The sequence below is a fragment of the Mycobacterium asiaticum genome (assembly GCF_001668675.1).
In the GTDB taxonomy this organism is placed as follows: domain Bacteria; phylum Actinomycetota; class Actinomycetes; order Mycobacteriales; family Mycobacteriaceae; genus Mycobacterium; species Mycobacterium asiaticum_D.
In genome coordinates, this window is the sequence record NZ_LZKQ01000230.1 from 14,478 (window position 1) to 27,720 (window position 13,243).

15 protein-coding genes are annotated in these 13,243 nt (G+C 67.3%); 12 read left to right on the plus strand and 3 right to left on the minus strand.

Translation table 11 applies throughout. The features are described from left to right. Positions 1 to 3: 3 nt before the first annotated feature. Positions 4 to 861 (minus strand): SMP-30/gluconolactonase/LRE family protein, encoded by an 858-nt coding sequence (locus A9X01_RS19740; RefSeq protein WP_065122368.1) that lies wholly within the window; start codon positions 859 to 861, stop codon positions 4 to 6. A gap of 90 nt (positions 862 to 951) precedes the next feature. On the opposite strand from A9X01_RS19740, the gene A9X01_RS19745 reads away from it, so the two are divergent. From A9X01_RS19745 to A9X01_RS19755, 3 genes are read left to right on the plus strand one after another with little or no spacing between them, the layout of a single operon-like run. Then, the gene (locus A9X01_RS19745; RefSeq protein ID WP_065122407.1) at positions 952 to 1,833 is read left to right on the plus strand and encodes an acyl-CoA thioesterase; all 882 of its coding nucleotides are present in this window, start codon (positions 952 to 954) and stop codon (positions 1,831 to 1,833) included. A gap of 5 nt (positions 1,834 to 1,838) precedes the next feature. Next, a complete protein-coding gene (locus tag A9X01_RS19750) occupies positions 1,839 to 2,759 on the plus strand; it encodes an LLM class F420-dependent oxidoreductase (protein ID WP_065122369.1) in 921 nt (306 codons plus the stop codon). Next, a complete protein-coding gene (locus A9X01_RS19755) occupies positions 2,760 to 3,932 on the plus strand; it encodes an acyl-CoA dehydrogenase family protein (protein ID WP_065122370.1) in 1,173 nt (390 codons plus the stop codon). Here A9X01_RS19755 and A9X01_RS19760 read toward each other — a convergent pair. Then, positions 3,899 to 4,582 carry a DUF427 domain-containing protein gene (locus A9X01_RS19760; RefSeq protein WP_065122371.1) on the minus strand — a complete coding sequence of 228 codons (684 nt, stop codon included), beginning with the start codon at positions 4,580 to 4,582 and terminating at the stop codon, positions 3,899 to 3,901. The genes A9X01_RS19755 and A9X01_RS19760 overlap by 34 nt on opposite strands. 98 nt (positions 4,583 to 4,680) lie before the next feature. On the opposite strand from A9X01_RS19760, the gene A9X01_RS19765 reads away from it, so the two are divergent. The 9 genes from A9X01_RS19765 (at position 4,681) to A9X01_RS19805 (ending at position 12,141) form a co-directional block, all read left to right on the plus strand. Beyond that, the gene (locus A9X01_RS19765; RefSeq protein ID WP_065122372.1) at positions 4,681 to 5,850 is read left to right on the plus strand and encodes a CaiB/BaiF CoA transferase family protein; all 1,170 of its coding nucleotides are present in this window, start codon (positions 4,681 to 4,683) and stop codon (positions 5,848 to 5,850) included. Positions 5,851 to 5,929: 79 nt separating this feature from the next. Continuing rightward, positions 5,930 to 6,487, plus strand: coding sequence for a hypothetical protein (locus A9X01_RS19770; protein WP_065122373.1), 558 nt, complete (start codon positions 5,930 to 5,932; stop codon positions 6,485 to 6,487). A gap of 9 nt (positions 6,488 to 6,496) precedes the next feature. Then, positions 6,497 to 7,201 (plus strand): NIPSNAP family protein, encoded by a 705-nt coding sequence (locus A9X01_RS19775; protein WP_065122374.1) that lies wholly within the window; start codon positions 6,497 to 6,499, stop codon positions 7,199 to 7,201. Beyond that, positions 7,198 to 8,406 (plus strand): cytochrome P450, encoded by a 1,209-nt coding sequence (locus tag A9X01_RS19780; RefSeq protein WP_065122375.1) that lies wholly within the window; start codon positions 7,198 to 7,200, stop codon positions 8,404 to 8,406. The genes A9X01_RS19775 and A9X01_RS19780 overlap by 4 nt, the downstream gene beginning before the upstream one ends. 1 nt (position 8,407) lies before the next feature. After that, entirely contained in the window at positions 8,408 to 9,376 is a 969-nt protein-coding gene (locus A9X01_RS19785; protein WP_065122376.1) for a zinc-binding dehydrogenase, read from the plus strand. Then, positions 9,373 to 10,113: an HpcH/HpaI aldolase family protein gene (locus tag A9X01_RS19790; RefSeq protein ID WP_065122377.1), complete on the plus strand. Its 741-nt coding sequence runs from the start codon at positions 9,373 to 9,375 to the stop codon at positions 10,111 to 10,113. Before A9X01_RS19785 ends, A9X01_RS19790 begins: the two co-directional genes overlap by 4 nt. Beyond that, the gene (locus A9X01_RS19795) at positions 10,110 to 10,511 is read left to right on the plus strand and encodes a nuclear transport factor 2 family protein (protein WP_065122378.1); all 402 of its coding nucleotides are present in this window, start codon (positions 10,110 to 10,112) and stop codon (positions 10,509 to 10,511) included. Before A9X01_RS19790 ends, A9X01_RS19795 begins: the two co-directional genes overlap by 4 nt. A 2-nt stretch (positions 10,512 to 10,513) precedes the next feature. Further along, entirely contained in the window at positions 10,514 to 11,233 is a 720-nt protein-coding gene (locus tag A9X01_RS19800) for an SDR family NAD(P)-dependent oxidoreductase (protein ID WP_065122379.1), read from the plus strand. After that, positions 11,215 to 12,141, plus strand: coding sequence for an alpha/beta hydrolase (locus A9X01_RS19805; protein ID WP_065122380.1), 927 nt, complete (start codon positions 11,215 to 11,217; stop codon positions 12,139 to 12,141). The genes A9X01_RS19800 and A9X01_RS19805 overlap by 19 nt, the downstream gene beginning before the upstream one ends. Here the strand turns inward: A9X01_RS19805 and A9X01_RS19810 are convergent. Next, positions 12,131 to 13,231 carry an alcohol dehydrogenase catalytic domain-containing protein gene (locus A9X01_RS19810; RefSeq protein ID WP_065122408.1) on the minus strand — a complete coding sequence of 367 codons (1,101 nt, stop codon included), beginning with the start codon at positions 13,229 to 13,231 and terminating at the stop codon, positions 12,131 to 12,133. The genes A9X01_RS19805 and A9X01_RS19810 overlap by 11 nt on opposite strands. Positions 13,232 to 13,243 lie beyond the last annotated feature (12 nt).

The following is a 13,243-nucleotide window of genomic DNA, read 5'->3' on the forward strand; positions in this document are numbered from 1 at the left end:
AGCTCAGGGCAGTCCAGCGCCGGGGACGTCCACCCGTACGGCGTCCAGCCGGGACAGGCGGGTGCCCACCAGGCGCTTGGGGTACGCGTCGGTGCTCGACAGCAGAAACAGGGTGCGTCGTTCCGGCCCGCCGAGCGCGCAGGCGATCGCGACCCGGTCGCCAATGTCGATGCGGTCGGTCACCTCGCCGCCTTCGGTGATCCGCTCGAACTGGTGGGTCAGCGTCATGGCCGTCCATACTCCGCCCTCGGCGTCGAGCGCGATGCCGTCGGGCGGCCCGTCGAGTTTGTCGGCGAACACTCTTCTGTCGCTGAGGCTCCCGTCCGGGTCGATCGTGAACGCGGTGAGCCGCCGGCCCATCGACTCGGCGACGATAAGCGTCCTGCGGTCCGGCGTGATCACCATGCCGTTGGGAAAGTCGAGGTCGTTGGCGACGACCGTCGCGTGGTTACCGGGGTCGAGGCGAAGGATCGCTCCGCCCTCGAATGCCTGGGAGCCGATGTAGGCACGCCCGCTGTCGTCGACGACCATGTCGCCGAGGTTGGCCGGCGCCAGTTCGGACAGGTCGGCCAGGGGAAGCACGGTCTCGCCGTCGTAGCGCAGCACCATCCGGTCCTCGGCCGACACGATCAGCAGACAGCCGTCGGGGCGGAAGCCCAGGCCGGACGGCGAGTGTCCCGGCAACGGGACGGTGGTCAGCGAGCCACGGATGTCGGAGGTGTGGACGGCTTCGCCGAGCATGTCCGAGAACCACAGCAGCCCCTCGAACCAGCGTGGACCCTCGCCGAAGCAAAAGCCGTCGGCCAGCGGCGTAGGAGGCGCCAAACCTTTACAAATCACTGCAAAAGTGTCATGCACCATGTGCGTTGCTGTCAACGCGCAGGCAACTTTACAAATAGTGCGCAAAGTGTCACGCTGAGCCGTGAGCTGCCGGAACGAGGGGTGAGCGCTTTGACGACAGAATCTGAACAGGTCCAATGGTCGGTACAGAGTCTGCTGGAGCTTTTCGAGGTGGAGGCGGCCGGACCTGATCGGTTCACCGCGCAGACCGGATTGTCGGGGCAGGACGGCCGTCAGGTCGTGGAGGGCACCCAAGTGGTTGCCCAGGCGATCGTGGCCGTGGCGAATCGCTTCCAGGGCAAGGCGGTTCGGTCCGCGCATGCGGTGTTCGCCCGCGCCGTGTTGGTGGGCCCGCCGGTCGAGTTGGTGCTCGACGTCTTGAACGAGGGCCGGTCCACCGCCACTGCGATCGTCTCCGCCGTGCAGAACGGCAAGCGCTGTGTCACCGTGACCGTCCTGACCGACGTCCCGACCGGCGACGTTATTCGGCATCATCTGCCGCGGCCCGACGTCGCCGCACCCGCGGACGCGCACAGCTCAGAGATGCCGATGCTGGGCCGGGAGGTGCGGGTGGTCGACGTGGTCGACGTCAATAGTCCCGACGAGGTCGGCCCGCCGGAATTGTATGCGTGGCTGCATTACGACCCGATTCCCGAACGTGACGACCTGGCCAAGGCGCTCGTCGCGTATTTCACTGGCCATCTGGGTATTTCGACCACTATGCGCGCGCACCCGGGAATCGGCACCAGTCAGGCTCACCTGACCGTGTCGACCGCGCCGATGTCGATCTTCGTGTCGTTCCACGAACCGGTGCGCTGGGACGACTGGTTGCTCTACTCGCACGAGAGCACCCAGGTGGGTGCGGGAATGTCGTATGTGCGCGGGACGGTACACACCGAGGCGGGCGAATTGCTTTGTTCCTTCGCGCAGGAGGCGCTGATCCGTCCGCTGCGCACCAGTGACACTTCGATCGACGCCGCGGCCCGGTTCTGACTTCAATGCGCTTCACCATCACCCACCCCATGCACAGCCATCCGTACAACCCGGAGCTGGCCAGTGGGTCGGGTATCGCGACGGTGGCGGGCGCGGCGGAGAAGGCGGGATTCCACGGGTTCGGGTTCACCGATCATCCGGCCCCGTCCCAACGCTGGCTGGACGCGGGCGGACACGATGCCCTGGATCCGTTTGCGGCTCTTGGCTTTGCGGCCGCACATACGACCACCCTGCGATTGATTCCGAACGTGGTGGTTTTGCCTTACCGAAATCCGTTCGTGGTGGCCAAATCCGGGATGACACTCGATTTGCTCTCGGGTGGCCGGTTCACGCTGGCGGTGGGGGTGGGTTACCTGAAGAAGGAATTCGCCGCGCTGGGAGTGGATTACGACGAGCGCGCCGAGTTGTTCGAAGAGGCTCTGGCAGTGATTCGCGCGGTCTGGACCGGTGACGACATCACTTATGAGGGAAAGCATTTCACCGCACGCGGGATCACCGCGCACCCGCGTCCTACCTCCCAGCCGCACCCACCGATCTGGATCGGCGGCAATACGGTTGCGGCGCGCAAGCGAGTGGCCGAGCATGGTGACGGTTGGTGTCCGTTCGCGGCGCCGGCGGGCTTGGCGCGCACCGCGGGCACCGCTGTCATCGATTCGGTGGACGCCCTCGCCTCCGGCATCGACGACCTGCGGCGGCGGTGCGAAGCGGCCGCTAAGGACCCAACGGCCATCGACATCACCTTTACCAACTTCGAGGGCGGCAGCCCCGCGGCCGACGACTTCAACGCCGACGCATACCTGGCGGGTGTGGAAAAGCTTGCGGCACTGGGTGTCACCTGGTTACAGGTCGGACTGCCCGGCGACAGCGTGTCGCATGCGGTGGAAAGTATCGACAGGTTCGGCTCGCTGGTAATCGATGTGATCTGAATGGATTTCGCGCGCGTCACACTCTCCGATGAAGACGAGGCTTTTTATCGGGAGACCAGGGCCTTTGTCACCGAACACGTCACCGACGACGTGCGCCGCCGAAATCGCGAGTTCGGTGAAAACTTCGACGAGGGCGTGCATCTGGCGTTGGGCGAAGCCGGTTACCTGGCCGGGGATTTCATGCCCGAAGCCGAGGGCGGCTTCACCGCGGTGCGGCGGCGGATCTTCAACCTCGAGATCGGCCGGGCGCACACCCCGTGGTATCACTGGGGCACCACGTCGGCGGTCGCGCGCTTGGTAGCCGAATTCGCCCAGCTGGAACTGGTGGACACGGTGCTGCCAGGCGTGCTTTCCGGGCACATTCGGCTGTGCCTGGGTTACACCGAGCCCGAGGGTGGCTCCGACGTCGCCACCTGCAAGACCCGCGCGGTGCGGGAGGCGGATGGCTCATGGATCATCAATGGCTCCAAGATGTTCACCTCGAACGCGCAGAACGCCAAATACGTCTTCCTGCTTACCAACACCGATCCCCAAAGGCCCAAACACCGGAACCTGACCATGTTTCTGGTCCCGCTGGATTCGCCTGGCATCGACATTCAGGGGATCCGTACCCTCGACGGCGATCGCACCAACATCGTCTTCTACAGCAACGTCCGGGTCGACGACCTCTACCGGATCGGCGGCGTGAACGACGGCTGGACGGTGATGCGGTCGGCGCTCGCGGCCGAACACGGCCTGACCGAACGTGACGACGAGGGCCTGCACGATGTGGCCGCGATGGCCGGGCACGCGATGCTGATGGCCGAGGCGGTCGATCAGGTCGCCGCCCTGGTTTCCGTGGGCGACGACGCCGCGCTGCACCGGCTCGGACGCGACTTCGCCCGTGTCGAGGCGGCGCTGTCCACGCCCAGCATGTACGGCCGCGTCGCGATCGGGCAGACGATGCGTGACATTGCCGCCGATCTGATGGATCTGGTGGGGCCGGCGTCGGCCTTGCCGACCGAAGTCAAGGGATCGCCGGATGATGGTGTGACCGAACACCTTTTCCGGTTGTCCCTGCCGATGGGGATCTACGGGGGCAGTCTGGAAGTGTTCCGCAACATGATCGCTCAGCAGGAACTGCGGCTGGGGCGCCCGGTTTACGGTGCCTCCGGCAACTCCGCCTCGACCTGAACCTTTTCCGCGTCGAAGCTCAAATAGCCTTTGATGGTGGCGCTTTCGGGAAGCGGTTCGTCGTAGCTCCAGGCGATGTCCGCGACGGTCGTGTGATCATCGATGCTGGCCGCCCAGTATGCGGCGACGCCCTTGTAGTTGCAGTACGACGAAGTATGGGTCTTCTGCAGCAGGTCGGTGCGGACGTGCTTCGCTGCCACGTAAAGCCTTGGTGCGAGCGCTGTTTCGAAGACGATCACGGTGTCGTCGGTGTCCACCAGCGGCGTGCCGTGGATGGTGACGCGCAGGCGCCTGCTGGTCGGGCGGCAGTCGACCCGGTGATAGGGGTTCGGCGGATAGTTCACCAGCTTGCGGCCCTCCTCGAACCAGGCGTCCACCGCGTCCCACGGAACGTGCACGTAGCCGGACGCTTCGGGTTCGGGCTCGGTAGGCAGGCCGGTGATGTCTTCGGTGCGAAATGCGTAGCTGAGCGGACGATTTCGCCGATGCACCAGGAGCGCCTTCTCGGTGTCGATGACGATCCGGCCTTGGTGGACGGCCTGAATCCGGCGCGGATGAGGTTCGATGTACACCACCTCTGCGGGTATCGGCGGCGCGAAGCGTCCCGCTGGATCGGCACTCAGTGGCCCGCGGCCGGCGACCAGGCTCATGGTGTTCCTCCGGGTGTGTAGGCGCTCGTCTCTACCTTTTCAGGTGCGCATCCGGTCCGGACGATCCACCCTTCTAGTGCGCGGTTAGGGTTTCGTTCATGGCCGGACCGGTTGAAGGCATCAGGGTCGTCGAGCTCGGGGTTTGGGTGGCGGGGCCGGCGACGGGCGGCATCCTGGCCGACTGGGGCGCGGACGTCATCAAGATCGAGCCGCCGAGTGGTGATCCCGGGCGGCTCTTCGGGCGGATGCTGGGTTGCGACCTCGGGGTGAACCCGCCGTTCGAAATGGACAACCGTTCCAAGCGCAGCATCGTGCTGGACCTCACCACCGAGTCAGGTCGCGGCACCGCCCTCGAATTACTCGCCGACGCAGACGTTTTCATCACCAACGTGCGACAGGGGGCGCTGCAGCGGCTGGGGTTGGACTATGAGTCGGTGTCGGCCGCGAACCCCCGACTGGTCTACGGATTGATCACCGGCTACGGCGACAGCGGGCCCGACGCCGACCGCGCGGCCTACGACGTGGCGGCCTTCTGGTCGCGCGGCGGCATCGCGCATCTGCTCACCAGGCCCGGTGACACGCCGCCCTTCCAGCGTGGCGGCATGGGTGACCATTCGGCCGGGATGACCCTGGCGGCGGCGGTCTGCGCGGCGTTGCTGGCCCGTGAGCGCACCGGCGCCGGGCAACTGGTGTCCACCTCGCTGTACCGCCAAGGCGCCTACACCGTGAGCTTCGACCTCAACACCTACCTGCTCACCGGTCAGCCGATCGCGATCGGACAGCGCGCCTCCATGGGCAACCCGTGCATGAACAACTACGCCGCCGGCGACGGGCGGCGCTTCTGGATCGTCGGCCTCGAGGTAGACCGGCACTGGCCCGCGTTGTGCCGAGTGGTGGGCAGGACCGAGTGGCTGGACGACCCGCGGTATGCCAACGCGCGCGGGCGCGCCGTCAACGCGGTGCAACTCATCGCCGAACTGGACGAGCTCTTCGCGACCAAGCCGCTGGCCGAGTGGTCGGAACTCTTCGCGGCCGAGCCGGATTTCTTCTGGTCGCCGATCAATTCCATCGAGGATGTCGTCGCCGACGAGCAGTTCCACGCCGCCGGCGGGATCGTCGACGTGCCGGACGGCGACTCCAGCGTGCCGATGGTGGCCACCCCGGCGGATTTTCGCGGAACGCCCTGGTCACCGCGGTCGGTGGCGCCGGCGCTCGGTCAGCACACCGACGAGGTCCTCGCTGAACTGGCCGCCCGGCGCGCGCCCTGAGTGCCCGCGGTAGCTTTACAAATCTCCCTAAAACTGTCACGCTGTCCAATGCCCTGACAGCGCGGCGAGGAAGGGATCGATGGTCACTCCAACGTTCGACATCAGCGGGCGCCCTGCGAACCGTGCTCGCCGGACCTCCGCCGACGGCGAGGTGCTGCGGCATCGGCTGGACGTATTCGCCGCTCGGCCGGATGACGTCGTACAGACCGCCGGCGGCTGGCTGTTCGACCGGGTGATGGCGGGCTGGCAGGTGAATGTGATGCTGCCGGGCGACGGCCGCGGCGAAGGCGGCGACCGGTCGCTGCGCATCCTCGGCGTGCAGGTGCTGGACCTGGAATCGGAGCTGGAGCCCTCGGCGCCACTGAGCCAGAGTCTCGCCGTCAGCGGCGAGGCGTTCATCGCCCACGGGTGCCTGCGCGAGAAGATACGCAAGGCCACGGGCAACCGGCTGGTCGAAGTCGCGCTATGGGGCCAGGGCTGGCCGCTCGGGATCGAGCGCGGCCTCGTCCGGACCGAGTACCAGCTCAGCGCCGCGGCCCGGGCCTTCAAGGGGCAGGCGTTGCGGGCGGCCGGAATCGCTTACCGGTCAATCGATCCCACCGAAACCTTGTTCACTGGCTCAGCCTGGCTGGGCTGACGCATTGCGATGAAGAAGTATTTCGGCCACACCCTGCTCTACCTGCACGAGACGATCGAGCTGGGCTCCGGGCGAAGCGATCGCTTCACCGAGGTCTTCGTCGACACCTATCAGCCCTTGATGGAGGAGCTGGGTGCCCGGCTCTTCTCCATCTGGGAGAGCACGCCCTACAACGGGCACTGGCCGCAAGTGACGATCATCTGGGAGATCGACGCGTTCGCCGATTATGCCCGGATCGGGGCCGCGCAGACCCGCGGCGGCAGCCACGAGGCCGCGGCCGGCAAGTGGGCGGCGTTTCTGGCGGACATCGGCGCCAAGGGGGAGGGCCGGATCATGTACGCCGGACCGAGCAACAGGACCCTGGCCCAGCTGCGCGAGACCAATTTTGATGCGTCGCTGGTCATTCAAGAAATCATGCAGACCAAGCCGGGCCGGCAGGACGACTACATCCGCGAACTGGAACGGCTGTATGTGCCGTGGTCCGAGCGCACCGGCAAGCATTGGCTCGGTTCCTTCACCACGACCTTCCGGTTCAACGAGGTGATCCACTACTGGGCGCTGGAGGGCGGTTGGGAATGCTTTGCCAACCACTACCCGTCCTGGAAGGACAGCCCGCCCGCCGAGATCGTCACCTGGATGAGCGTGGCCCCGGCGCTGCGTGACGGTTGGGAGGACTCCATCCTGCAGGCGCTACCGCCGTCGCCACTGCAGTGAGGTTCTCCTACGACCCGTTCGACGCGCAGGTGATGGCCGACCCGCTGCCGTACTACCGCACGCTGCGCGACGAACATCCGCTCTACTACATGCCGCAGTGGGACACCTACGCGCTGTCCCGCCTCGACGACATCTGGCGGGTGCTGGAAGTCAACGACGGCACCTTTGTCGCCTCTGAAGGAACGTTGCCGGCGGCATCCGTTCTGGCTCAGCACAATTCCGGGCCGGTGCCCGACCCGCCACTGCATCCGCTGCCGTTCCATGCGGTGTTCGACGCGGACCTGTACGGCGAGATCCGGCGTGCTCACTCTCAACCGCTGCGGCCCAAGTCGGTCGCGTCGCTGGAGGGCAGGATCCGCGCGCTGGCCAACGAACGCCTCGACGAGCTGATCCCGCGAGGCTCTTTCGATCTGACCCAGGACTACGGCGGCATCGTGGTCGCTACGATCGTCTGCGAACTGCTGGGCATCGCAACGGATCTCGCTCCGCAGGTATTGGCCGCGGTCAACGCCGGCAGCCTGGCCGAACCCGGCGAAGGGGTCGACACGGCCGAGGCGCGGCCGAACTACCTGGGCTTCCTGGTTCCGGTGGTCGAGCGTCGTCGCGCGGAGCGCAACGACGCGTTGCCCGTCGTCGACGGCCTGCTCGCCTACCGGCTGCCCGACGGCAGTGCACTCGACGACACCGAAGTGGCCACCCAGACGCTGTGCATCTTCATCGGCGGCACCGAAACCGTGCCCAAGATCGTCGCCCACGGACTGTGGGAACTCAGCCGGCGGCCCGAGCAACTGGCGGCGGTCCGCGCCGACCCGCCCGCCAACGTGCCGGTCGCCCGCGAAGAGATGATCCGTTATTGCGCACCGGCGCAATGGTTTGCCCGCACCGCGCGCAAGCCGTTTACCTTGCACGGCCACACCATTGAGCCGGGGCAACGCATCATCACGCTGCTGGCGTCGGCGAACCGTGACGAGCGGGAGTACCCCGACCCCGACCAGTTCATCTGGGACCGCCCGATCAAGCGCTCCCTGGCCTTCGGGCGGGGGCAGCACTTCTGCATCGGCTACCATCTGGCCAGACTGGAAGTCGCCGTGCTGGTTCAGGAATGGCTGCGCCGGGTTCCCGACTTCGGCGTCCGCGACCGCGACGCTACCCGGTTGCCCTCCAGCTTCCAGTGGGGCTGGAACAACATTCCGGTGGAGGTGTGACGTGTGGTCCTACCGGATCATCGCTCCCTACCTCTTCGAGCGCACCACGATCGCGGACAAGACGCCCGAATGCCTCGCGGATCGCCAAGTGCTGCTCCGGTTTCAGGCCGCCGGTATCTGCGGTAGCGACCTGCCCGGCTTCCGCGGCGCCAAGGGACGGCTGCCGGGCGACGACGGACGCAGCGCCGCGGAGAAGGACGGCTTCCCCATTCACGAGGTGGCCGGCGAAGTCATTGCCAGCCGGCATCCCGAGCACCGGCCGGGTGACCGCGTGGTGGGCTGGGCATCGGGATTCGACGGCCTGATGGAGCGCGTAATCAGCGACGGCGACGGGCTGGCCCGCTACGACAGCGCCCTCACTCCCGCGCAGGCGGTCGGTCTGCAGCCGCTGGCCTGCGTGCTCTACGCATGCGGACAGTTGCCGGACCTCACCGGACGCCACGTGGCCATCATCGGCCAAGGCTCTATCGGACTGCTCTTCTCCTACGTGGTTAAGGCCGCCGGAGCCCGGCGGGTGACCGGGATCGATCCGGTAGATCGCGAAAAGCTCTCGTACGCCTACGGTGTCGACGACGCGGTGCGGGCAACCAGCGACAGGTGGGTAAGCCAACTCGCGCCCGAGGACCGGCCCGACGTGGTGGTCGAAGCGGTCGGACACCAGGTGGCGACCCTGGGGCACGCCATCGAAGCCGTCGCACCGGGCGGCACCGTGTTCTACTTCGGGGTCGCCGACGACCCGACGTATCCGATCGATATGCGGGCCATGCTGCGCAAGAGCCTGACCCTGAAATCCGGTGTCACGCTGGACCGTCGGCGGGTTCTGGAAGCAGCGAGCCGGTTCGCGGCCGAACACCCGGGCCTGCTTGAGAATTACCTCACCCACACGTTCCCCGTCGACCACGTCCAGGATGCGTTCGAGCTGGCCTGCCAACCGGTCCCCGAGCGGGTCAAGATCGCGGTCACGCTGTGAGTGTGTTCCGCAACAACTCCAAGTCGCCGATCTGGGGTGGCTGGGTGACCGGACCAACCCAGCTCGGACCACAGGAATTCGCCCGTGCCGGTTACGATTACGTCGGATTCGACACCCAGCACGGGTATCTCGACGACGCCGACGTCGCGAACCTGCTGCGCCACCTCGAACACGTACCGATCGCGACCGCGGTCCGGTTGCCCAACGCCGACCCGGCACCCATCGGGCGCGTGCTGGACGCCGGCGCCGACGCCGTCATCATCGCCATGATCGAGTCAGCCGACCAGGCCGCGGCCGCGGTCGCCGCCACCCGCTACCCCCCAGCCGGCGTACGCAGCTTCGGCCCGCTGCGGGCCGGCCTGGGCCTCGATCCAACCGCACTCGAATCCCGGGCGAACGTGTTCGCCATGATAGAGACCGCCGCGGCTGTGGCCGACCTCGAAAACATCTGCGCGGTACCGGGTTTAACCGGCATCTATCTCGGGCCTGCCGATTTGGCGATCTCATTGGGCGCCAGCCCCCTCGGGGCCACCAAAGATGAGCGGGTATTCGAGGCGATCACCCGAACCCGCGATGTCGCCGGCGCCGCCGGGCTGGTCACCGGTATCCATGCCAGTGATGGCAAGACCGGTAACGCGATGGCGGAGCTTGGCTTCCAGCTGATCACCCTGGCATCGGAATCACAGGCGCTGCGTCGGGGAGCGGCCGAACACCTGCGCGAGGCGACGGGAAAATGAGTGACATCGAAGCGATCCGGAACCTGCTGTCCGAGTACGCGCTCGCCCTCGACGTGGGCGACTTCGACGGGGCCCTGCAACTATTCGCCGCCGATGGCGAATTCCAGGTGTACGGGAAAACGTTCAAAGGCCGTGACGACATCGGCGGTATGTTTCGCGCGGCACCCCATGGCCTGCACCTGACCGGGGCCTCGCGCATCGACGTCGACCACGACACCGCCACTTCGCGTTCCCAGGTGCTGTTCGTCAATGTTGTTACCCAAGCCGTTACCCAGCAACTGCGTTCGGCTCTCTACGACGATGACCTGACCCGCCGCGACGGCCGATGGTTGTTCGGCCGGCGTCGGTGCCGGTTCGTCACCGGTGCCGGACTCAGCGACACACCGGAGGCCACGTAACGATGACGCGAGTCGCATTCGTCACCGGAGCCGCCGGGGGGCAAGGCTGGGCAATCGTGCAGCGGCTGCGGGACCGCGGCTACTCCGTCGCGGCCGCTGACGTCCGAGCGGACGAACTGGACGCAGCGGTCAGGGGAGCAGCGGACGACGCGGTGCTCGGCATCGCGCTGGACGTCACCGATCAGCGGCAGTGGGGGGCCGCCGTCGCCGCTACCGTCGACCGATTCGGCGGACTGACGACGCTGGTCAACAACGCCGGCCTGCTGCACCGCGGCGCACTGGCTGACGAGACGGCCGCGGACTTCGAAAACTCCTGGCGGGTGAACTGTTTCGGCGCGTTCCTGGGTATCCAAGCCGCGCTCCCACATCTGCAGCATGGTGCGGCGATCGTCAACATCTGCAGCACCAGCGCGGTCCGGCCGTTCCCGCAGCACTGCGCCTATGGCTCGGCGAAGTGGGCGCTGCGGGGCCTGACCCAGACGGCCGCAGCCGAACTCGGCCCGGCCGGCATCCGCGTCAACGCCGTCCTGCCCGGACCGATCGCCACCCCGATGCTCGACGACGACGTCCAGCAACGGCTGGCCGCGGTGGCGATGTTCGGCCGGCTGGGCCGTCCCGCCGAAGTCGCCGACGCAGTCGCCTTCCTGGTCTCCGAGGAAGCGTCGTTCATCACCGGGGCTGAATTGGTCGTCGATGGTGGGCAATGCCTGCAGATCCGCTGAGCGTCAAGCAGGTCGAACGGCTGGACCCGGAGTTGCGCCAGGTCGCGGTGACCCGCACCGTATTCACCGCCGACGCGATCCCGCTGATCCGTGAGTCGATGAACCAGCAGCGCGCGCAGGCGCACCACGACGCCGCCGGTGTGAGCGTCGAACACGAGGTCGCCGCCAATGTGCCGGTGCGCATCTACCGCGGCGACGGCACGCAGGCGCCGGCCGTCGTCTACTGCCACGCGGGTGGGTTCGCGTTGGGCAACCTCGATACCGACCACCGGCAGTGTCTGGAACTGGCCCGCCGCGCCCGCTGCTGCGTGGTGTCCGTCGACTACCGGCTCGCACCCAAGCACCCCTTTCCGGCAGCCCTGGACGACGCCGTCGCGGTGCTGAACTGGCTGGCGGACAACGCAACCCGATTAGGCGTCGATTCGACAAGGATCGCCGTGGCGGGCAGCAGCGCGGGCGGCGCCCTCGCCGCCGTCCTGGCGCACCTGGCTGCGGACGGCCAGTCACCGCCGGTGGTATTTCAGCTGCTCCATCAACCGGTACTCGACGATCGCTCCACCCCGTCCAAGATCGAATTCCGGGCGACCCCGGCGTTCGACGGCGAGGGCGCGGAGTTGATGTGGCGCCACTATCTGGCCGGTCAATCACCGAGTGCCCGGTCGGCGCCGGCCCGGCGATCCCAATTGAACGGCATGGTGCCGGCTTTGATCACCTGCGCCGAGATCGATCCGTTTCGCGACGAAGCGGTGGAGTACGCGTGCCGGCTGCTGCGCGCCGGTGTCTCCGCCGAACTGCACGTCTTTCCCGGCGCCTGTCACGGGTTCGATTCGCTGCTGCCGGAATGGCATGCGTCGCAACGCCTGTTCGCGCTACAAGGCGACGCCCTGTCGCGGGCGTTCAGAAGGTGATGAGCTGACGCACGGCTGTGCCGTCGGCCAGATGATCCATCGCCTGATTGATGTCCTCGAGCCGGATCGTCGACGACACCAGCGATTCCACCGGCAACCGACCCGACCGCCACAGCGCGACGAACCGGGGGATATCGCGACTGGGCACCGCCGACCCGAGATAGCTGCCGATCAACGACCGGCCTTCGGCGACAAAACCCAACGGCGACAGGCTGATCCGGGCATCCGGGCGGGGCAGGCCCACGGTGATCGTGCGCCCACCCGGCGCGGTGAGCCCGATCGCGGTCTCCAATGCCAGCGGGTGCCCGACGGCTTCCACCACCACATCGGCCTTGATGCCCGCCGCCTGTTCCGGAGTGTAGGTTTCGTGCGCGCCCAAAGCGGCTGCCTTGCCTAGCTTTTCGGGCAACTGGTCCACACCGATGACTCGCACGCCGTCGTAGGTGAGTGCGGTCAGCACCGCGGCCATGCCGACGCCACCGAGCCCGACGACAGCTACGGACTGGCGCGGCCGGGGATTGCCGACGTTGAGCACCGCGCCCCCGCCGGTCAGCACCGCGCAGCCCAGCAGCGCCGCGACGCCGGGTGGCACGTCGGGCGGCACCGGCACCGCGCTGGCCCGGTTGACCACGGCGTGCGTCGCGAAGCCCGACACCCCGAGATGGTGAAACACCGGGCGGCCGTCGCGGCCCAACCGGATTCCGCCGCCGAGCAGCGTCCCCGCGTTGTTGGCGGCGCTGCCCGGTTCGCACGGCGTCATGCCCTCGGTCGCACAGCCCGCGCAGTGGCCGCAGCGCGGCAAGAACACCAGCACCACCCGCTGACCGACGGCCAGGTCGTTCACTCCCTCACCCAGGACCTCGACAATCCCCGCCGCTTCGTGGCCCAGCAGCATCGGCACCGGCCGCACCCGGTTGCCGTCCACCACCGACAGGTCCGAATGGCAAATGCCGGCGGCCTCGATGCGTACCGCAACTTCGCCGGGACCCGGCTCGTCGAGGTCGACGTCCACGATGCTGATCGGCCGGGATTCCGCGTACGGGCGGGGGGCTCCGATGCGCTGCAGCACGGCGCCCCGGATGCCAAACATGTTGGAATACAA